Origin of the sequence: Faecalibacterium hominis (ex Afrizal et al. 2022) (genome assembly GCF_049545105.1) — a bacterium.
Lineage (GTDB): Bacteria > Bacillota > Clostridia > Oscillospirales > Ruminococcaceae > Faecalibacterium > Faecalibacterium duncaniae.
Genome location: NZ_CP186860.1, coordinates 1283591 through 1303044, shown reverse-complemented (window position 1 = coordinate 1303044; position 19454 = coordinate 1283591). Strand labels below are relative to the sequence as shown.

The 19454-nt window shown below is 45.6% G+C and carries 21 protein-coding genes, 1 tRNA gene and 2 pseudogenes; 23 read left to right on the top strand and 1 reads right to left on the bottom strand.

Going from position 1 to position 19454, the window contains the following annotated elements; translation table 11 throughout:
- Window positions 1–51: 51 nt before the first annotated feature.
- A tRNA-Leu gene (locus ACKXGA_RS06275) sits at window positions 52–130 on the top strand.
- A gap of 62 nt (window positions 131–192) precedes the next feature.
- Here ACKXGA_RS06275 and ACKXGA_RS06270 read toward each other — a convergent pair.
- A pseudogene (locus tag ACKXGA_RS06270) lies at window positions 193–372 on the bottom strand (tyrosine-type recombinase/integrase); the annotation flags it as partial.
- Between the two features lie 257 nt (window positions 373–629).
- On the opposite strand from ACKXGA_RS06270, the gene ACKXGA_RS06265 reads away from it, so the two are divergent.
- From ACKXGA_RS06265 to ACKXGA_RS06160, 22 genes and pseudogenes are all read left to right on the top strand, one after another.
- A complete protein-coding gene (locus tag ACKXGA_RS06265; RefSeq protein WP_005361050.1) occupies window positions 630–1151 on the top strand; it encodes a DUF5720 family protein in 522 nt (173 codons plus the stop codon).
- Between the two features lie 29 nt (window positions 1152–1180).
- Window positions 1181–2053, top strand: a complete 873-nt coding sequence (locus ACKXGA_RS06260) for a DUF6017 domain-containing protein (RefSeq protein ID WP_005361053.1) — start codon at window positions 1181–1183, stop codon at window positions 2051–2053.
- Between the two features lie 77 nt (window positions 2054–2130).
- Entirely contained in the window at window positions 2131–3111 is a 981-nt protein-coding gene (locus ACKXGA_RS06255; protein WP_067536870.1) for a DUF3991 domain-containing protein, read from the top strand.
- Between the two features lie 13 nt (window positions 3112–3124).
- A complete protein-coding gene (locus ACKXGA_RS06250; protein ID WP_005361058.1) occupies window positions 3125–3349 on the top strand; it encodes a hypothetical protein in 225 nt (74 codons plus the stop codon).
- A gap of 32 nt (window positions 3350–3381) precedes the next feature.
- Window positions 3382–3663 (top strand): helix-turn-helix domain-containing protein, encoded by a 282-nt coding sequence (locus ACKXGA_RS06245; RefSeq protein ID WP_005361060.1) that lies wholly within the window; start codon window positions 3382–3384, stop codon window positions 3661–3663.
- A gap of 82 nt (window positions 3664–3745) precedes the next feature.
- Entirely contained in the window at window positions 3746–4648 is a 903-nt protein-coding gene (locus ACKXGA_RS06240) for a hypothetical protein (RefSeq protein ID WP_158424847.1), read from the top strand.
- A gap of 39 nt (window positions 4649–4687) precedes the next feature.
- Window positions 4688–6703, top strand: coding sequence for an LPD1 domain-containing protein (locus ACKXGA_RS06235; protein WP_301858644.1), 2016 nt, complete (start codon window positions 4688–4690; stop codon window positions 6701–6703).
- Between the two features lie 18 nt (window positions 6704–6721).
- Window positions 6722–7552, top strand: a complete 831-nt coding sequence (locus ACKXGA_RS06230; protein WP_025580367.1) for a hypothetical protein — start codon at window positions 6722–6724, stop codon at window positions 7550–7552.
- On the top strand, window positions 7549–7965 hold the full coding sequence (locus tag ACKXGA_RS06225; protein ID WP_005361068.1) for a DUF3846 domain-containing protein: 417 nt from the start codon (window positions 7549–7551) through the stop codon (window positions 7963–7965). Before ACKXGA_RS06230 ends, ACKXGA_RS06225 begins: the two co-directional genes overlap by 4 nt.
- A gap of 17 nt (window positions 7966–7982) precedes the next feature.
- Window positions 7983–8798 carry a hypothetical protein gene (locus ACKXGA_RS06220; protein ID WP_005361071.1) on the top strand — a complete coding sequence of 272 codons (816 nt, stop codon included), beginning with the start codon at window positions 7983–7985 and terminating at the stop codon, window positions 8796–8798.
- 51 nt (window positions 8799–8849) lie between these two features.
- On the top strand, window positions 8850–9320 hold the full coding sequence (locus tag ACKXGA_RS06215; RefSeq protein WP_158424849.1) for a PcfB family protein: 471 nt from the start codon (window positions 8850–8852) through the stop codon (window positions 9318–9320).
- Window positions 9317–9847: pseudogene (locus tag ACKXGA_RS06210) on the top strand (type IV secretory system conjugative DNA transfer family protein); the annotation flags it as partial. The gene ACKXGA_RS06215 and the pseudogene ACKXGA_RS06210, both read left to right, overlap by 4 nt.
- A gap of 106 nt (window positions 9848–9953) precedes the next feature.
- A complete protein-coding gene (locus ACKXGA_RS06205; protein WP_423730287.1) occupies window positions 9954–11894 on the top strand; it encodes a recombinase family protein in 1941 nt (646 codons plus the stop codon).
- Window positions 11891–12280 (top strand): TnpV protein, encoded by a 390-nt coding sequence (locus tag ACKXGA_RS06200; RefSeq protein ID WP_423730286.1) that lies wholly within the window; start codon window positions 11891–11893, stop codon window positions 12278–12280. Before ACKXGA_RS06205 ends, ACKXGA_RS06200 begins: the two co-directional genes overlap by 4 nt.
- A 103-nt stretch (window positions 12281–12383) precedes the next feature.
- A complete protein-coding gene (locus ACKXGA_RS06195) occupies window positions 12384–12701 on the top strand; it encodes a hypothetical protein (protein WP_423730285.1) in 318 nt (105 codons plus the stop codon).
- Window positions 12694–12900, top strand: coding sequence for a hypothetical protein (locus ACKXGA_RS06190; RefSeq protein WP_423730390.1), 207 nt, complete (start codon window positions 12694–12696; stop codon window positions 12898–12900). Before ACKXGA_RS06195 ends, ACKXGA_RS06190 begins: the two co-directional genes overlap by 8 nt.
- 118 nt (window positions 12901–13018) lie before the next feature.
- Window positions 13019–13621 carry a recombinase family protein gene (locus tag ACKXGA_RS06185; RefSeq protein WP_117527673.1) on the top strand — a complete coding sequence of 201 codons (603 nt, stop codon included), beginning with the start codon at window positions 13019–13021 and terminating at the stop codon, window positions 13619–13621.
- Between the two features lie 254 nt (window positions 13622–13875).
- The gene (locus tag ACKXGA_RS06180) at window positions 13876–14301 is read left to right on the top strand and encodes a hypothetical protein (protein ID WP_129873419.1); all 426 of its coding nucleotides are present in this window, start codon (window positions 13876–13878) and stop codon (window positions 14299–14301) included.
- Window positions 14302–14325: 24 nt separating this feature from the next.
- Window positions 14326–14511 carry a hypothetical protein gene (locus ACKXGA_RS06175; RefSeq protein WP_147576378.1) on the top strand — a complete coding sequence of 62 codons (186 nt, stop codon included), beginning with the start codon at window positions 14326–14328 and terminating at the stop codon, window positions 14509–14511.
- A 29-nt stretch (window positions 14512–14540) separates the two neighbouring features.
- Complete coding sequence (locus ACKXGA_RS06170) at window positions 14541–17147, top strand: ATP-binding protein (protein ID WP_117527671.1); 2607 nt, start codon at window positions 14541–14543, stop codon at window positions 17145–17147.
- A 9-nt stretch (window positions 17148–17156) separates the two neighbouring features.
- The gene (locus tag ACKXGA_RS06165; RefSeq protein ID WP_055192367.1) at window positions 17157–17645 is read left to right on the top strand and encodes a hypothetical protein; all 489 of its coding nucleotides are present in this window, start codon (window positions 17157–17159) and stop codon (window positions 17643–17645) included.
- Between the two features lie 17 nt (window positions 17646–17662).
- The gene (locus tag ACKXGA_RS06160) at window positions 17663–19447 is read left to right on the top strand and encodes a hypothetical protein (RefSeq protein ID WP_055192369.1); all 1785 of its coding nucleotides are present in this window, start codon (window positions 17663–17665) and stop codon (window positions 19445–19447) included.
- Window positions 19448–19454 lie beyond the last annotated feature (7 nt).

Genomic DNA, 19454 nt, shown 5'->3' with positions numbered 1-19454 from the left:
CATCCCTCCAATCTTCAGAAACCGGTACGAATGTCTCATAATTGAATATCAGCCGATGTGGCGGAATGGCAGACGCAAACGACTCAAAATCGTTCGGGAAACCATGTGGGTTCGAGTCCCACCATCGGCACTCCATCATAAAACAGCTTAGAATCGAAAGATTTTAGGCTGTTTTTCTTTTTTGCCCATTTTTTATACTTTGGCGTTTTCTGGGAAGATATTGACGATTGCATTCGCCGAAGATACCTTACTGGAGAAATCCAGATGTGTATAAATGTTGCTTGTCGTGCTGATGTCGCTGTGCCCCAGCCACTCCTGAATCTCCTTCAGGCTCACGCCATTGGCATAGAGCAGACTGGCGCAGCTATGCCGTTACGGTATAATAACGACAAACAGAAAAAGCCTTTATTTTCAAGGGGTTTGAGCGTTTGTCGTCTTTTATTCAATTCCTTTTCCAAGTTGAAAATTGACGAAAACTATAAAGAAAAAAGGAGGCTGTTTTATTAACGACAAAATTTAATAGTGCCAGCGGTCCGGCTTTATGTCTGACCGCTGGTTGCCGTGGGCGTTTCACTTTTATAGGTGGACGCCCTTTTTTCATACTCATTTTCGAGAGAAAGGAGATCCACATGGAATTAAACGAAATGGAAAAAAAGCTGCTCTTTCAAGTGGAGGGCGATTATCAGACAAAGATCCTGAATGAACTTTATATGACCGTGCGGTATTCAAATAATTCCGAACAGCGGGAGGCGGCAGAAGGTCTTATGGCAAAACTTCGTGTTCTGTCAAATGCAGAGTGCATGGACTTGGTAAAAGATATTCAGAAGAATTACCGTCTGCCCTATCCAGCCCGGACGATTGGAGAAAAGATCGCCGAGGCCAGACAACAATCAGGGGCAGAAAAATTGAAGGGGCATGACATCATGGCACTTGAACGCTTTGATCCAGAAGTAAAGCACATGATCGTCTTTGATGTATTGTCTTACGATTCCCCTGTTGGCGACAAAGGCGATAAGATGCGCTTGTTCCTTACAGATGCCGGCTATCAGAAATTTTTAGAGAGCCAGGAACGGGGCGAAGTGAAACTGAAAAACCATGCGAAGGTCTCTGACGGTCATCTCCATTATGACCGCAGGGATCATGCCTTGTAACGGAATAGTCGAAGAAAGGAGGCGGTACAATGGCAGTATTCCGTGTAGAGAAAACAAAGGACTTTACGATAATGAGCAATCACCATCTGCGCAATACGGAGTTGTCCTTAAAGGCAAAGGGGCTTTTATCACTTATGTTGTCGCTGCCGGAAGATTGGGATTATACCACAAAGGGACTCGCCCATATCTGCAAGGATGGTGTGGATTCTATCACTACTGCCCTGAAGGAACTGGAGCGGCATGGTTATCTCACCAGACAGCGCCTCCGCTATGATAACGGGCAGTTGGGAGACATTGAATATACGATCCATGAGCAGCCTGTAAGTACCGAAAACACAGGGCTTTCACCTAAACGGGAAAATCCAAGACAGGTAAAACCAGAACAGGCAAAACCTAAACAGGCGGAACCTGAACAGGAAAATCCGGCACAATTAAATACTAATCCATTAAAAACAAAAAAATCAAAAAAAGATAAATCAATAACTTATCCATCAATCTATCCGGCAGAGCCGGAAGCGGCAAACCGCACGGATGGGATGGATCGGATAGAGCTGATAGAAGCCTATCGTGAAATCATCAAAGAAAATATTGAATATGACTTACTGGTCTTACGGTATGGCAGGGAACGTTTGGATGAAGCCCTTGAACTTATGCTTGAAGTGATTTTGTCGAAACGCCCTTACATTCGCATTGCCGGAGATGATTTTCCGAGGGAAATCGTCAAGAGCCGGTTCCTGAAGATCAATTCCGGCCACTTAGAGTATGTCTTTGACTGTATCGACAAGAACACAACGAAGGTCGGAAACATCAAAGCGTATCTGCTGGCGGCGCTGTATAATGCCCCGGCTACAATGGACAGCTATTACCGTGCCGAGGTCAATCACGACCTGTACGGCTGTTAGGCACCTTTGGGTGTCTTTTTTCATTTCATCACAGGAAGGAGGCAAAGCACAATGAAAAGAAACACTGTGCCGGTACTATGCCCGGCGTAACCAAAGAACAGATTCAGGCAGCGCGGGAAGCTGACTTGTTTACTTACCTGCAATTCCATGAACCCGGCGTGCTGAAACAGGATGGACCTAATTTCCGGCATAAGGAGCATGACAGTCTGGTATATGTGACCGGGAAAAGGTACTGGTACTGGAACAGCCGCGGACGGAGTATCAATGCGCTGGACTACCTGATCCAGATTCGGGGATATGGTCTTGTGGATGCGGTTCATGCTCTGGTAGGTGGCGAAATCCCACAGGAACCGGCTTACCGAAGTACGGCAGAAATACAGGTATCAAAAGAGCCGGAAAAGAAAACATTCGCTCTCCCCTGGGCCAGACGTTGCGCGACCGCTGCGGTCTTCTATTTGCAGAAACGGGGGATCAGCTCAGAAGTCATTCGCCAGTGTTTACAAGCCGGGATTTTTTACGAAGCCCGGTATCATGGAGAACCGGTTTGTGTGTTTGTTGGGAAAGATGATTCCGGGAAAGCGAAGTTTGCCTGTATGCGCAGTATCAGCGGCAATCTCAAAAAGGATGTCTATGGCAGCGACAAAGGATATAACTTTTGTTATCCCCCGCAAAGTCCGGGCAGCCGGCATGTGGCAGTCTTTGAAGCTCCTATTGATGCGCTTTCCCATGCGACACTTCAAGAGCTGGAGGGATGGAAATGGAATGGTTATCGCTTGTCTTTGGGCGGTACTTCCCATGTGGCGCTGACTTCTTTCCTGGAACGCCACCCGGAGATACGGCGTGTTACCCTTTATATGGACCACGACCTTGCCGGATTTGTCAATGCCCGGAAAATCAAGACCATGCTTCACGAGGATAAACGTTTCCGTCATATCCGGGTAAGTGTCAACCCTCCCCGGATGGGAAAAGATTACAATGAGAAATTGCTGCTGGTTCGGGAACAACTGCAAACCAGCCAGCACCAACGCCGCCCAAAAGAGGCGGCTGTTTCAATTTAGGGAGGATTTCAACATGAATGGATCTCAACATATCTGCTTTACAGACAGCGCCGGAAAAGCGCTGTTTTCCATTCCCGACAATGGTTTACTCTGCCTGTTCTATGGAAACGGGGACAGGCACTTTGCTGTTTGTCATCGTCTGGATGACACCCATGCAGAAATTGACGGGGTAAATTATTCGATGCCGGACTTTGCCAAAAGGATGAAACACAACCAGATCAGCTTTGCCCCGGCATAAGGCTGGAAAACAAATAACAGGAGGATTTGAAAATGAAAAAAATTGAAAATACCGCTTTGCAGATGATTGCCGAGGCTTCCCGGTGTCCAGACTACGGCCCCGATATGGTTAAATCGCTGATGAAAAAGCTGGACATGAACGAAAAGGGCTTTGCGCTTTTGATGAATGTTGCCCCATCCACAGTGCGTCTTTGGACCAGCGGAGCTGCACAGCCTTGCGGCACAGCAAAACGCCTCATGCAGATTTATGAAACCGGTCCGGAGATTGTCGGCAAGATTGCCGGCGGGCAGCTACCGGCAGATGGGAGGGATTGATTAAATGGCGGGGACAGATAGCCAGCCGTTTGCGGAAAATGAGCAGGTCAAAGAGCTGCTTCACATGAAAGGAGGAATTTGATTGAATCAGGAACCACTACCGCAGATTCATTTGATCCGTGATACAGACTTATCCGTCTTTGCGTATGAGCTCCATATTTTTGCCGGAGATTTTCTTAGGGAATGCGAATTCAATATGCGTTCTCTGGCGACAAATACCGGGGCTGATTCCATTGCCATCATGGGGAAAAATCACATGTGGCTTTCCGACGCCTTGTTTGCTTATTGTTCTACGGCGGATCTTCATCAAATGATCTCAACAACGGAGTTTATCGGAGCGAGGGCTTTCCTGTTTCATACGGACCGCAGAGAGGGCGGTCACTTGTACGGGGATGTCCTAATGATGGATTTAGGCACGCTGCGGCAGGATATAAAAAGAAATATCCTCTATCCCTGCGGCGTCAATGTCGAACGCAAAGGTGGTTCAGCAGCTATGGTCAGCCTGAAAGAATGGACTGAAATGGAGCTTTACGAAAAAGATGCTCTGAAAAGTTGGGGATTTTCTTATGCCCCGAATCAAGTTACGGAATGGCAGTACCACTATTCCACGATGTTCAGACAGTGGATGGATCAGGCATTTCGTTATATGCCCCAGGATTTAGAAGAACGCCTGAATATGCAATATATGGAGGCAGCCCAGAACCCGGATATGGATAAGTACCGCATACCACAGGGAACGGCAAAGCAGATGCTTCTTTATGACGAAGCCCCTGTGTATCGCCTTCTTCCATCCGGTTCGGAGAAAATTGCGCCCATCGCGGCAATCTCTACGGGCTTGTGGTATGAAAATTACCGGGAGTTTGCCATTGCACCAGAGGATTTAGGCGCTTTGGACAAACTGATCCGCAGGGAAACCGACCGGCTCACAGGAAACCTCCCACAACTTTACAAAAACGAAGAACGCCGCCCTGCCCCGGAGCGATAAGAATTCTACACTGACTGGAGGTGATGAAGATTGGCAGGAGTGCATGAAGATTTCGGCGAAAAGATCGGTGGTGCGAAAAAAGACTTGTGGAAAGACCGCGGGCTGTATGCGGATGATCTGGAAGCCATGAATGAGCGCGAAGCCGAAAAATTTGTGAAAAAGGATAATGTCTGGAAAAAGCCGGACTATGCAGCCATGCTGGAGGAAGGGATTCCTCTTGGCGTGGTCTATTTTATCAAAAAAGCGAGGGACGGCTTAAACGCTTCCCCTCAGTATTACCGCACGGATGACACCCCGGAAAAACGGACTGCGAGACAAAAGGAATATATAAAAACAGTCCGGGAATTGCAGGCAGTGCTTTCAGATGTCCGTACTGTGGAGGATACTGTGAGAGCCTATGACCGCTTTTTCGTTGACAATGGATATTTAGAAAAGGTACAGGGCTGGGGAAGCGGAATCCATTACCGGGCAACGAAAAAGGGACAGGACAATCCCGTGATCACAAACAAATTGTCCAATACCATGCTGATCCGCTCGGCTGAATATTTTGAGCGCAACTTTACTCAGAAAGCAAAAAAGGAACAGTTTTGTGTTTCCAAAGAGCAGAAAATACCGAAAGGTTATGCGATCCACTTCAACGACGGGAAACATACCTATTCTAAAAATGAGGACTGGAAACCCGGTACCTACTATGTGACAAAAGGCTATTCGATCCTGCGGACCAATTTTGAGACCAAAGAAGCTGCCCTGAAATGGGTGCAGGAACTTGCCAAAGGCAGGAACAAAAACGGAAAGATCCGGTTTGTCCCTCCCCAGCTCGCCCATGTCAAACGTACCGGGCCGGATTACCGGAATGGTGTGGAGATCACCGGACAGCATTATCTTGATACCTTTGGGTTTCGCGGCGGCGAGTTTGGAAACTGGATGAACCAGAACGACCGTCAGACCTCCCTTAACATGGGATTTGAAGCACTAAAGGATCTGGCGTCAGCCCTTAAGATCAGCGATAAAGATATTGCTTATCAGGGAACGCTTGCTATCGCTTTTGGTGCAAGAGGCAGCGGCAATGCTGCGGCTCATTATGAACCTTTGCGTACAGTCATCAATCTTACGAAAATGCACGGAGCCGGTTCGCTGGCACATGAATGGTGGCATGGACTTGACGATTATCTTGGTACAAAGATGGGCGCAAAAGGGATGCTGTCAGAACAGCCCCGCCTCTATGCGCCGTTCCAAAAACTCATTGACACCATGAAGTATAAACCGGAAACACCGGAACAGGCAGCAAAGCGCACGGAAGCACAAACAGAACGCACCCGGAAAAATGCAGCAAGCTGGCTGGATTCCTCGGTTCTTGCTTCCCTGAAACGGTATGGCAATGAGGAACAGATGGAAACCTACGCAGTCTTGCGGGAAGCATTTTTGTCCGGCGAACCCGGCTCTGTGGAACAGATCAGCGCATTTAAAAAGAATGTTACCGGCCGGGTAATTCCCAAAAGTGAACGGGAACGGCTGGAAATTTTTGAGCGTATGCTTTCCGGGATGCAGGCGCAGGAAGCTCCGCAGATTGGACGGACGGAAACTGATTTTTACCGTAATTCGGTACGCATGGGAAAAGAATGTGAAAAAGACGGCGGTTATTGGGACAGCAACGTGGAAATGACAGCCAGAGCCTTTGCCTGTTATATCAAGGACAAACTGCCCTACACATCGGATTATCTGGCAGGCCATGCCGACTGTGCCCTTACCCTGGTTTCCGGTAAAGGCGGAGAAATGGAGGTATTGAAAGCCTTCCCTGTGGGGGAAGAACGCCGTGCGATCAACGCTGTTTTTGACGAGATTATTCAGGATTTGAAACGGGAACAGCTATTGACCCATGCCGATGTAACGCTTCCCCTCTCTGTTTCTGAACTTCGTGAGGCAGCGGACGGTCAGCTATCCATGTTCGGCGTCGGCCGTCCTTCCGTGATGGATCAGCTTGCGGCAAACAGACCGGCAGATAAAAAATCACCGGCACAGACGGTTTCCAGAAAAAACCATGAGCCGGAAATATAGCAGGAGGTGAACAGCATTTTGGAAGAAAACAGGGATTACCATGCCTACCGGTATGGCGACCACTTGACGCCGGGATCAGAGCTTAAAATAGAACACAGCGTAGTTTGTGAAAATGTGGACATTTCTACTCTGATCACAATGGGAACAGATAGCCTAGAAGCTATGCGCCAAGGAAGTATCGACGGGGAGCAGAAAGCCTATGAAATCGTAGTAGCTGCCGCAAAACAGTGGGAACAGCAGGCAGCGGCAACACAGACGATCAACCGGGCTTTGGAATATCTTCGTACACCGGAGATTGAACATACCGGCAACCAGTGGAAAGACACCGATAACTGGAGGGCGGATCAGAAAATCAGCAACCGGGTCTATCAGATGACCTGCAGTATTTGGGAAGATACGAAATATGACAGAGAAACCAAACAGAGTGTTCCGATTGCCTGGTATGTGACATGGGAAGTCCGTATTCATTCCCCGAAGCAGGGATATGGAGCAAAGATTGCCGGACAAAACCAGAAACGATATACAGATAAGAACGCAGCCATAAAATACCTGGATGGGCGAAAGAAAGCCTATTCCCATTTATTCACGGAAATTTCCCCGCCAATCCCGAAAGAATATGAGCACCATTTTATGGTTCACGGTACTCTTTTACCTGGCTATACGGTTGAAGGACTGGAACAGGCCAAAACGGAACATGCCGCCGCCGAGGTTTCGGAGGGCGGTATTTTTACACCCGAAAACCAGGAGAAGCCTTCCGTCCTGGGGAAGCTCTCTGTGGCAAAAACTCAGGAAAAAACGCCAACCACTCCCGGTACGGCAATGAAAAAGAAGGAGGATATACAATTATGAAAGTGTTAATGGTAGAGCCGGGCAAGTCCCCTTATGCTGCGGAGATCGAAAGTGGTCTGAAATCCTTGCAGGCGGCAGTGGGCGGAGATATTCAGGCGGTCTATCCGTATGAGGACCCGGTGGCTCTGATCTGCAATGAAGAAGGCAAGCTGATGGGGCTGCCTTTGAACCGAGCTCTCTTTGACGATGACGGTCACATCTATGATATTGTGTCCGGGAATTTTCTGATCGTTGGTCTTGGCGAGGAAAATTTTACAGACCTTTCCCCGGATCTGATGGAGAAATATGGGGAGCAATTCAAGTACCCTGAAAAATTTGCAAGGCTTGCCGGCGAGATCATTGCAGTCAAGCAGCCTGCAACCAATGAGCACCGGGAAAAACCGATGATGCACCATTCCGGCCCGGATTTGTAGAAAGAAAGGAGCCAATTATGTTAATGGCAGTAAATGAACCTTATGCCCTTATGGTGCAGCCGGACGATATTCTGATCTCTCCCCGTGAGGTAGATGAACATTTTGGGACGATGGTATGCTTTCATCCCCGCTATGCGCTGGGCGACCATCACAACCATATGGACAAAGATGACTTCCTGCGGGAAATGTATTTAGATACCGTAGGACATGATGAAGCCGGCATGAAACGCTATGAACGGATGGTAAACATTGTAAGCAGCCGTTTCCGGCATGGACCAAAGACAGAGGAACGGGCGATCGATGAAGCAATGCAGAAAGTAATTTCGGAAAAGTATCTGATGCTCCCCCTCTATCTCTACGACCACTCAGGTCTTGCCATGAGTACAGAAAGTTTCTCAGGCAGGGCTCCTCATGCAGAATGGGACAGCGGACAGGTCGGCTGGATCTATGTTTCCAAAGAAGATGCCCTAAAGGAATTTGACGCTGACAAGATGACCGGCGCCATCCGGCAGAAAGCGGACGCACTGATGCGCAGCGAAGTCGCCGCTTATGATTCCTATCTGCGTGGCGAATGTTATGGGTTTGAGCTTTATAAAAACGGGGAGCTGTCGGATAGCTGCTGGGGCTTTATGGGTAACTTTTCCGATGTGTTGAAAGATATGGCGGCATACCTCCCGGATGAGTGCAAAGGGATGGTCGATCATCTGGAGGAACAGGAACGCCCGGCTACGATCATCAAGACGCTTTTGAAACATGCTAAAATTCAGGTCGATCAGGCAGCAAAAGCCTTTGAACACGCTTCCCGACAGCAGGTTCTTGGGGAAAGCCGGTAAAAAGTTATTTCCATATTATAAATACCGATTTTATCAGAAAGGAGGATGCTCTTGCAGGAAGATCTCGAACAACGAACGGTTTCTGTTTCTATACAGGCAGCAAAACTGTCAGGGCGGGTACTGCGTGCGGCTATTACTGCGGTACTCCAAAAGATGGAACAGGAACGCACAATGCCAAAAGTCGGGCGCAACAGCATGAAGCGGCTGACTTATAAAGACCCCGGAGCCAATACCATTGAAGTTTCAGGGCGAATCCGCTCTTTTGAACGGTATGCCAGGAAACATCAGGTACGCTACCATATAGAAAAGGAACTTGGGACCGATCCCCCAAAATGGATGGTATATTTCAAGGCAAACCAGGCGGATGCACTGACGGCAGCTTTTAAGGAATATACAAAGAAAGACCTTACACGCAGCAGCAGACCGTCGCTGCTTACACAGCTTCATAAGTTCAAAGAACTGGCACAGTCGCTTGGCCGTGACCGTGTAAAGAACAAAGAACACGGAGGACCGGAACGATGAAGATCGATGCAGAAACACTGAAAAAACAGGTTATTCTCCATCTTCCGTATCTTCTGCTCCTTCTGGTATTTGCCAAGCTGGGCGAGGCGGTGCGTCTGGCTCCCGGAGCGGACGCTTCCCAAAAGCTGTTAGGACTGTCCGAAGGCTTTGCCCTTGCGTTTCAGAGTATGTGGCCGGGGGCGGCAATGGACTGGCTGATCGGTTTATGCGGTGCAGCCATTATGCGGCTGGCAGTCTATCTTAGAGGGAAAGACGCTAAGAAATACCGCAAAAATGTGGAATACGGTTCAGCTCGTTGGGGAAATAAAGCCGATATTGCCCCGTTTATGGACCCAAAGCCGGAAAACAATATCATTCTTACCCAAAGTGAAGGACTGATGTTAAAAGGAAGGCCCAAAAATCCGGCCAATGCAAGAAATAAAAATGTACTGGTAGTCGGAGGATCAGGTTCGGGAAAAACGCGCTTTTTCATCAAGCCCAATCTGATGCAAATGCACAGTTCCTACGTCGTCACCGATCCGAAGGGTTATAATTATCTAGGATAAAGCAAAGATGCGTTTACAAAATCGGAAAAGTATCGTATCTTTGTTACATATCGTACCCCCCTACTAAAAACACAAAGAAGGTGAAACTATGGCAAAATCCAACCAAGGAAAAATCACGGCACTGTACGAAAGGCTTTCCAGAGATGATGAACTGCAAGGTGAATCCAACAGCATTCTGAATCAGAAAAAGTATCTGGAAGATTACGCTCGCAAAAACGGCTTTAACAATATCCAGCATTTTACGGACGATGGATACAGTGGAACAAACTTCAACCGTCCCGGCTTCCAGTCCATGATTGCCGAGATTGAAACCGGGCATATTGCAACTGTCATTGTAAAGGACATGAGCCGTTTCGGACGCAATTATCTGGAAGTTGGATTTTACACAGAGATTCAGTTTCCTTCAAAGGGTGTTCGGTTCATCGCTATCAACAACAATGTTGACAGTGCCAATCCCACAGACAATGACTTTACCCCTTTCCTGAATATCATGAACGAGTGGTACGCAAAGGATACCAGCAATAAAATCCGCGCTGTGTTCAAATCGCGGATGCAGGATGGCAAACGGTGCAGCGGCAGTATACCCTACGGTTATAAGCGGGTTCCCGGTGATAAGCAAACTCTTCATGTAGATGAGGAAGCAGCTTCCGTTGTCCGCAGAATCTTCGATATGGCAGCCAGCGGTGCCAGTCTTGCGCAAATCGGTCAGACGCTTTCGGACGAAAAAGTGCTGATTCCGTCTGCATACGAAGAACGGCATCATCCCGAAGCTGCCCGAAACCATTCGTACCACGACCCCTATCGGTGGAATACGACCACCTTGACCTATATTCTTGACCGGCAGGAATACCTCGGCCATACAGTGCTATGTAAAAGTATCCGTGAGAACTTCAAGTTGAAAAAGCGCCGTGCTGCAACCCCGGAAGAAAGGATTATATTCAAAAACACTCATGAGGCTATCATCGACCAAGAAACATGGGATCAAGCACAACGTCTGCGCAAGAGGAATCCGAAAAAACTTCCGAGCGGAACATACTCACACCGTCTAGCCGGGATGGTATTCTGCGCCGACTGTGGCTCCCGAATGAGCTTTTCCAGCCCCGAATCCAAACATCGGGATTCTGATGTAGTGTATGATTCGGATTCTTCATGGCAGTGCAGCAAATACCGTAATATGTACGTTTCCTGCACATCCCATTTTATCAAGACCTCAACCATTGAAACCGCTATTCTCAATGCAATCAAAGCGATGACAAAAGAAATTATTGAAAATGAGGATGAATTTGCCAAGCAGCTTCAAGCTGCATGGGAAAACCAAAACACACAGGTATCTTCCGAGAGTAAAAAAGAACTGCATTCAGTTCAAAAAAGAATGGACGAGTTGGACGCTTTGATTCGGAGCCTATATGAAAACAGCGTCTTAGGAAAAATCCCCGAACGACAGTATCAACGTTTGATGGCGCAATATGATGATGAACAAACTGTCTGCGAAGCTCGCATTGCCGAGTTGAAGAAAGAACTGGACAACGCTGAAACAACGAAGGTTGATCTGAAACGCTTTATCAAACTGATTCGGAAATACAAGGACTGTGACACGCTGACAGATGAAATGCTGTACGAACTGGTAGAAAAAGTGGTGATTCATTCCGCATCCGGCGGACGGACGATCTACCGTCAGCAGCAAATCGACATCTACTTCAATTTTATCGGTGACACGTTCCCTAGTCAAATTGAGATTAGTCGCGGCGACAAGAAAAATCTTACAGAACAGCAACTTGCCAAGCGTAAGAAATATCAGAAAACTGCCGGGGAAAACCGCAAAAAGAAACGTGCTGCTCTGCGTGAAGCTGCTAAAACTGATCCACAGGCGGCAGCAGAGTATGAAGCCCTCTTGCAGAAAGGCCGTGAACGGTGCCGCAAGTATGCCCAAAATAAAAAGCCGGCTCAACAGGAGCCTGCTGATACAGTCCCCATTCAATTTGAACCGTCTTTTGAAACGCCTGAAGAAATGAAAGGAGAATCCGCATGAACGAACTAAAAAAATTCATCCATGACAACGCCAACGGTCTGGACTACACTCTTGTCAATGACCACTATCTGCCGAACCTGACCGCAGCAGCCACGGCAGAGCAGGACCCCACCGGGCGGTGGGGCCGCTTACATAAAATGTATCTGAAGGAGCAGCATCCCATCCGGTATAATCAACTGCTCCTGTCCGGTGAGTTGGGCGGCTATCTTGCCAAGCTGGACAAGCAAGCCGAGGAACAGCTTGCATTGACCGTCCAGCAGATGCAGGAAGCCGAGGGCGTGACCGAAGCCCTGAAAGCTGCCGATCAACTGGAATGGGTGCGCCGGATGAACAGCATCCGCAACCGTGCCGAAGAGATCATCAAGACTGAGCTGATTTTTGTCTAATACAATATCGCATCTCTGACCGCCCTGCACAACGCACGGCGGTCTTTTTTGTTACATCGGGTCTGCACAGGGCAGACCTTTTTTAATACGGAGGTACAAGCCTATGAAACTGACGTTTGATGAAAAGAAGCTGCTCTACACCTATGGCTGCGCCGATCTGGAGTTGACCCGCAAGCGGCTGTACGAGATCGCCGGGCTGACGGTTGACCCCGACCAGAACAAGCTGGTGCTTGACTTCTGCCGGAAGCTGGAGGACGAAACGCTGGCAGACTGGTACGACCAGATGTTCTACTTCGTCCGTGCCGAGATGGAGCATTATACCATGATGCAGAAAATGTCACGGGACATCGAAGAGGACGAGGACTGGGGTCCGACCATCTTTGACGAATCCGAGGAGGAAGAACTGATTGACGATGTTTAAGCTGGAGACCATGATCTACGCCAGTGAGGACGGAACGAACAGCGTGTTTACGCTGAATCCCGCCTTGCAGAAACAGCTTGCCGCTCTTGCCACACAGCACCCGGAGGTGTGCCAGCGGAAGGCAAGGGGGGAAGCTGGCGGGGTGACGTATCAGGTCAGGGGCGCTGCGCTGTCTATCCAGCCTGTGCGGGCATCCTGAAAGCGATAACCAATCTGCTATGGTAGAATAAAGAGCAACGGGCAAAGCGTCAGGAGGGATGCTTTGCCCGTTTTACATAGAACGATGAAATTCACTTTTAGCAGAAAGGGGCGATTTATTGGGAAATTTATATGGCTATATCCGGGTCAGCACCCGTGACCAGAACGAGGACCGACAGTTGATTGCACTGCGGGAACTGAAAATCCCGGAGAAAAATATTTTTATGGACAAGCAGTCCGGCAAGGACTTCAACCGTCCGCAGTACAAGCGGCTGGTGCGAAAATTAAAAAAAGACGATCTGCTTTATATCAAAAGCATTGACCGACTTGGGCGCAACTATGCGGAAATTTTAGAGCAGTGGCGGCTGCTCACCCAAACAAAGGGCGCTGACATCGTGGTGCTGGATATGCCACTGCTGGACACCCGGCGCGGCAAAGACCTGATGGGCACCTTCCTGAGCGACATTGTGCTGCAGGTGCTTTCCTTTGTGGCGGAGAACGAGCGCACCAACATCCGGCAGCGGCAGGCGGAGGGCATTGCAGCGGCAAAGGCTCGCGGTGTGAAGTTTGGCCGACCGCCCCGGCCGCTTCCAGACAACTTCTATGAGGTGCATAAAGCATGGAGAGATAAGAAATTGACCCTTAAAGAAGCTGCGGAAACCTGCGATTTACCCGTAGGTACGTTCTATGGGAAATCTATCCAATTTGAAAAGTCCACCTAAGCAAACTCCTTGCAAAATTTTGAAAGGTGTACTTTTCAAAATTTTGCAAAGCTCACTCTTTATAAGGCATTATGCCACAAATCTCGCTTTAATTCAAGAGAAATTGGAAGTTTCAACGAAAATATATCATCGTTTTAAAAAGTACACCTTTTAAATTCAAAGAACACTTCGAAGCAACCGCTAACCCAAAAGTGAGTATGCTATTTTCAGCTATAATATTAAGTTCCACTACTGTAATTATAGGATGTCTTGTCGTGTTAATTACCGAATCTTTGTACAACTTGCTCTACAACCTTCCATCCGCTCCACCTGAAATGGGTGGCTTGCTTGGGCAATCAAAAAACACAATTAATACCATTTTTGTCGATTCAGGAAAAATATCTTTTAGGAAATCTTGCCAGTATGTTCCCAATGAATTGCTTTTGAATCAAACAATATCGGACTGGGACGCTCAAGGAATTATTTTTAAAGGAATATTTCACACCCATAAAGAGGGGCACGGATGTCAATGCTTGTCATCTGCGGATATTGTCTATATTCGATCAATTATGAATGCTTATGTGAAAAAGTTGTATTTTCCGATTGTTATTCCTCATACTGGAGTTTTCCCTTATCTCGCAGTTTATGATCAATTATCCGGACTTTCTATTACGCCCGAAGAATTGAATCTGACACTTTAATACAATAAAAAGGAGAAAAACATTATGGACAAAAACAATATAACCTCTGTGAAAATTCCTGCGGGTGCCTTTTGCGGACACAACTGTTCTGACGGATGTATCTATTGGAACCCTTATGACCGTGATAGTAATGGCCGCCAGTACTGTTCGCATTATGATGCTTACTACTATCCGAGAGAGCGCCAAGGATGTCTTAGTTATGAAGACTAATTGCTTCGATTGCACGGAGGGCGTACCCCATGATGTGGCATTTCTATGAGATTCCGTACATTCCCGATTTAGAGCTAGTTAAATATCAATCTCTTGGTGAACAAGGTATAGATGGTATTCTTGAGCGACATAATCGTTTTTTACGTCAATGGCAAAGGAATACTGTTCTAATCCATACAACCCTACATTTTTTCCTTAGCTATACTCATGAACGTCCAAAAGGGAGTCGTCTGCAAATTTTCTTGGCATTTTCTTCCGATCAGACTGTAAACTTTGAATCAATAGATGCGCTTATGCAAGCAAGTCCTTTAGCTGACTACTATAAGATTGCTCCTATTGAAGATGTTCCTGTTTGCTTGCGGAAATCATTTACAAATATTCTTCTAGTCAAAAAACAAGAACAAACACGTCTTTCCACAGGAGATACGCTATTTACAGTCGAAGGCTGGAAATCCAATCCCAAGTCACGTCTTTATGAAATGGAAAAAACCGCAGAGGCTCTTAATGAGGATATGGTTTATCATATTTCAATCTATGGAAGTGACACCTATAAAACTGCACAGCAGGCCTTACAAAAGCCTATCGCAATTCTACGTGAGAAAGCATTGGGCCGTAGTGGGCAAATCACCCTCGCCGATAACAAAAATCGTCCGCGAGATGTCTCAGCCGAAGAAACCCTACGGATATACGAAGAGTTTTTATCAGATGTTGCCAAATCGCCTTGTTTTTTTGCCAACATTTTACTTTACGCAAACCAAAAAAGTAGTGCGCATTTTTTGATGGATGCTGTCTGCGGAGAAGCTATCAAAGAAGGAACTTGTGAAATTCAGGAAATTCCCAGTACGGCCACACCGTTGGAATTGCAGGAAGTAAATCAGCCTTACTGCAATCTTCTACCACCCTCTTTAGCATTCTGGCCAACCGCTTATACACTTGATGAACTTTCTTCTTTCTTTCGGCTTCCAATACTATTTGATGGCGAGAATATCGAAATAAAGAAGGAAACTGCTCCGAAGTTGGAGCAAACTGGCATTTACCTTGGACAAACCAACAATGGGTTGAGCGCTTTTATCGATGCATCATCCTTCAAAAAACACGCTTTCATATGTGGTGTTCCCGGCTCTGGTAAAACTAACACCATGCTGCATCTCGCTAATAGCCTATGGCATCATAAAAAGCTAATCAAGGATGATACCGATAATTTGTCGGTCACTTTTAAAGAAGAAAGTGATCCTATTCCTTTTTTGGTTTTGGAACCCGCCAAGCGTGAATATCGAGAACTTTCTAGGTATGATATTCCAGAGTTAATTATTCTTTCTCCTTCAGCTAGTACAAAATTTCCTATGAGGTTGAATCCCTTCGAATTCCCGAAAGGACTCACACTTTCAGAACATATCTCTAAACTGTGTCAGGTTTTTGAGGGTGCTTTTCCGATTGCTCCACCAGCTCCTTTTATATTGGATAAAGCTATCGAAGGTATTTATCGAGCACATGGTTGGAATACCAATGATATTAACACCGGGGAAAAAGAATATCCGACCATGTCGGAATTATATGATCGCTTTCAAAAAGAACTTAGCCAAACAACTTATGACAGCGAAATTCAAGGTAATATTCAATCTGTTCTGGAAATGCGTATTGGCAGTCTCCTACGTCGGGAAATGAAGGACATTTTTGATGTAAAACACTCTACATTCTCTCCAGAGGAATGGCTAAAGCACCCTGTCATTGTAGAACTCGAATCGTTAGGAGAAGGTCCTGCCAACTTTGTTACGTTGTTATTATGTACCCTCATTCGAGAAACTTTGAAAGCCTCTCCTCGTGCAGATGAAGAAAAGGTTGTCCGGCATATCATTTTTATCGAAGAAGCCCATAACCTTATCGCTCCTGAAGCACAAGTAGCATCTGGTCAAGATTCAAATCCTAAAATTGCTGCTACAGCATATATCGTTAAAATGTTAGCAGAGGTTCGTGCTTTACGCGAAGGTATTATCATCGCAGACCAGCTTCCTACTGCTATGGCACCTGAAGTTATTAAAAATACTAATATCAAGCTGATTCATAGACTTACCTCTATAGATGATCGACAACTGATTGGCAGCACAATGTCTGCTAGTGGCATTCAACTAGAACATGTTGCAGTTTATCGTCCGGGTGAGGCCCTAATGTCTTATGAAGGACTTCAGCGACCATTTGAACTCAGAATTCAAGAGCAAAAAGGTCATGGTTCTGAAACGCCCAATGACGACGAACTATATGATATTATGCTTCACAAGCCAGCATTTTTTCAGTTGGCGCAAAAAGAAGAAAATCTAAAGCTAGAAACTCTAAAAGAAAATGTTAAATCACTAAAGAAAAAGGAGGTTGAAGCTCTTTGTGCACTCTCCGAATATGACTCATCCGTACATACATCCACTCAAATCACAGATTTCTATTGGCACATGGAAAATATTTACACCTCGATTGTAATACTTCGTTCACAATACCGAAGAGACTGTCAGGCGATAAATGAACTTTTCATTTCAGCCGAAAGAAAAGCGATGTTGGATGAATTGATTCGCAGTATAGGAGAATCTCTCCAACAAAAAATCAAAAATAACGTTGTTTTTCTTGATTCGAATGGCCAATTAGAATGAGGTATTATTATGGCTGAAAATTTTAGTATTGAGCATTCCAGAACGAAAATCACTGAGGTAAAGAAAACTATTGAAGATAAAAAACAAAAGCTGGACGAGTTAAAGCAACAAAAAAAGAGTCTTATGGATGCCGGGCTTGCGTTGGATTCTTCAAATTTAGATTCAGCTGTTCAAGCTACCCTTATGGAAAGCATTAACGATTCTCTGCGTGATGTTGAGAACAAAGCTTATGACGTTTCGAAGGATGCAAATCAGAATCTACAGAGCCTTGAACAAATCCGGCAAAATGTTGACGATGAAATCACAGATAGTCAAAAGGCGAAGAAGAAACTCGACCAAACCAAGAAGCTGTTAGACACATTAGGTGTTGGAAAATCATTGGAGAAAGGAGTAAACAAGCTGGATGACCACTTACAGGAAGCAACCGGCTTAAAAGGTGAAGTCATTTCAGCTATGCAGGATTTGGAAAAAGTCTACCGTCAGTTAGATCAAATTTAAAATGGGAGGAATTATTTATGGGCTTACTCGGATCTCTTTTTTCGGCAGCCGCCGATATCGCAAAGGAAACTATCACAGAAACAATGAATCAAAATGAAACCGAAAAATTCATTAAGATAATGATGGAGCGCGATGCTCAAAACGCTGAAGCAAATGAAAAACTCTATCAAGACTGGCTCACGCATGAAAGAAGCAACTATTTTGCGGCTAAAAAGAATACTATCATTCATGATGCCTTTGATGTTCTGATGGATTCTTTTGAGGATACCGGAAAATTTGATTTTTCTGCTGTGGATAGTTTGAGCGATGAACTGAAGAGCAGCGATAGCTATAAGCAGGAGGCAGCTGATGTTGTTAATCTATGCTGCGAAGCTCTAGTTAAACTGCATCAAAAGTGTTGTATTTCCATTCGATTTGTTATGCAGACAATTCACAATTTACAGCGCTTCGCCGATATTGTCCCTAGCATTCGAGGCTTGGATCGTCATTATGATGCTTTCTTCCCTGTTGACAATGCCGATTGCAGTTTTTTGACAGATTTCGACAGCATTGCGGAAGGATTAGAAGCTGCCAAAAATGATTCTGATAATTATCTCGCGATGGTTGGAAGCAACAGTCCGTTGTCAAGGCTTGCAGCTTTGAAAGATATTTTGAAATCGGAAGACTATGTTGCTGCTGTTTCCAATTTACTTTTTGCCGATCAAGAGGTTGCTCCTTATGCAGGTATGAAAAAAATGATTCTCTGTCTCTCTATGGAGGAAACAGACGAAGCTACCGCTCTTCTTTTGGATACATATTGTACGGTTATTATGAATTATTTACGGCTTTCAACAGCTAAAGAAAAAGTCGGAAAAGATAATCCTTTTATTTCTGCATCAACAGAGCAAATCCTGCCAATCGATCTTTTGATTGCTCAATCTATTAAATCTTCGAAATCTGGTAGCCCGCAGGAAGTTGATACCAATCTCGATGAGTTCCTTGAATATTATCCTCTGATTTGTACATCTAGCTGGGAAGATCAGCTTTTCATACTTCAGAAAGTTTTTGCTTACCTCAAAATGTATTCTCAGGAGAGAAAGGTTCTTGAATTTTTAGTCAAAAACAATATTCCTCGTACTGAGCAAATTGATCGTCGGTTAAACTTTTTGAAAAATCTTAATCAAAATGACATTAGTAATGCGGCCAACAGCATAGAGGAATTTAGCATTCAGACAAGTGATAATGAAATTGCATATGATTATCGATTTATTTCTTGGACAGTTTCGGAAATAAACTCCTATATGAACCTTTTAACTAGCGAGGACAAAACACTCGATCTTCCTATGGTTGTTGCTGAATGGAACAAGAAAATTCCTCAAAAAAATATTCGCTGGAGTACAGATGCTATGCAAGTTTACCTTGATAAGTATCTCCATGAAAATTTTGGTGATCTGTATACAACCAAAATTAAAAACTGCGGTGCAGTACTCTCAAATGAAGTAGAGTACGAGCCTTCCGTCTATATTGAAGCAACCGACAGCGCTAAATATCCGTGGCTTTCGTTTGTTGTTACTGGTGAACAGCTTACCATGACACAAGTTTCCTTCGCTATTTATGCGTTGTATCTGCCTACGAAAGACTCCCAATGCACTCAGGCGGTTGATACAATCGAACAGAATCAGAAATACCAAAATCGACTGATTACTTTAAAACAAGCTCAGAATCCTAAAATCAAGAATTATATTGAGTCCATCAATGAAATTCTGATTTCTGGTCTTGAAGCATGGCTAAATAACAACAATACTTCTAGCATGTATGATTAAGGAGAAA

Excerpts from the sequence above, each read along its gene's own strand:
- ACKXGA_RS06265 (WP_005361050.1), top strand. The coding sequence starts at position 630 with ATGGAATTAAACGAAATGGAAAAAAAGCTGCTCTTTCAAGTGGAGGGC.
- ACKXGA_RS06260 (WP_005361053.1), top strand. The coding sequence starts at position 1,181 with ATGGCAGTATTCCGTGTAGAGAAAACAAAGGACTTTACGATAATGAGC.
- ACKXGA_RS06255 (WP_067536870.1), top strand. The coding sequence starts at position 2,131 with ATGCCCGGCGTAACCAAAGAACAGATTCAGGCAGCGCGGGAAGCTGAC.
- ACKXGA_RS06250 (WP_005361058.1), top strand. The coding sequence starts at position 3,125 with ATGAATGGATCTCAACATATCTGCTTTACAGACAGCGCCGGAAAAGCG.
- ACKXGA_RS06245 (WP_005361060.1), top strand. The coding sequence starts at position 3,382 with ATGAAAAAAATTGAAAATACCGCTTTGCAGATGATTGCCGAGGCTTCC.
- ACKXGA_RS06225 (WP_005361068.1), top strand. The coding sequence starts at position 7,549 with ATGAAAGTGTTAATGGTAGAGCCGGGCAAGTCCCCTTATGCTGCGGAG.
- ACKXGA_RS06220 (WP_005361071.1), top strand. The coding sequence starts at position 7,983 with ATGTTAATGGCAGTAAATGAACCTTATGCCCTTATGGTGCAGCCGGAC.
- ACKXGA_RS06205 (WP_423730287.1), top strand. The coding sequence starts at position 9,954 with ATGGCAAAATCCAACCAAGGAAAAATCACGGCACTGTACGAAAGGCTT.
- ACKXGA_RS06200 (WP_423730286.1), top strand. The coding sequence starts at position 11,891 with ATGAACGAACTAAAAAAATTCATCCATGACAACGCCAACGGTCTGGAC.
- ACKXGA_RS06195 (WP_423730285.1), top strand. The coding sequence starts at position 12,384 with ATGAAACTGACGTTTGATGAAAAGAAGCTGCTCTACACCTATGGCTGC.
- ACKXGA_RS06190 (WP_423730390.1), top strand. The coding sequence starts at position 12,694 with ATGTTTAAGCTGGAGACCATGATCTACGCCAGTGAGGACGGAACGAAC.
- ACKXGA_RS06175 (WP_147576378.1), top strand. The coding sequence starts at position 14,326 with ATGGACAAAAACAATATAACCTCTGTGAAAATTCCTGCGGGTGCCTTT.
- ACKXGA_RS06170 (WP_117527671.1), top strand. The coding sequence starts at position 14,541 with ATGATGTGGCATTTCTATGAGATTCCGTACATTCCCGATTTAGAGCTA.
- ACKXGA_RS06165 (WP_055192367.1), top strand. The coding sequence starts at position 17,157 with ATGGCTGAAAATTTTAGTATTGAGCATTCCAGAACGAAAATCACTGAG.
- ACKXGA_RS06160 (WP_055192369.1), top strand. The coding sequence starts at position 17,663 with ATGGGCTTACTCGGATCTCTTTTTTCGGCAGCCGCCGATATCGCAAAG.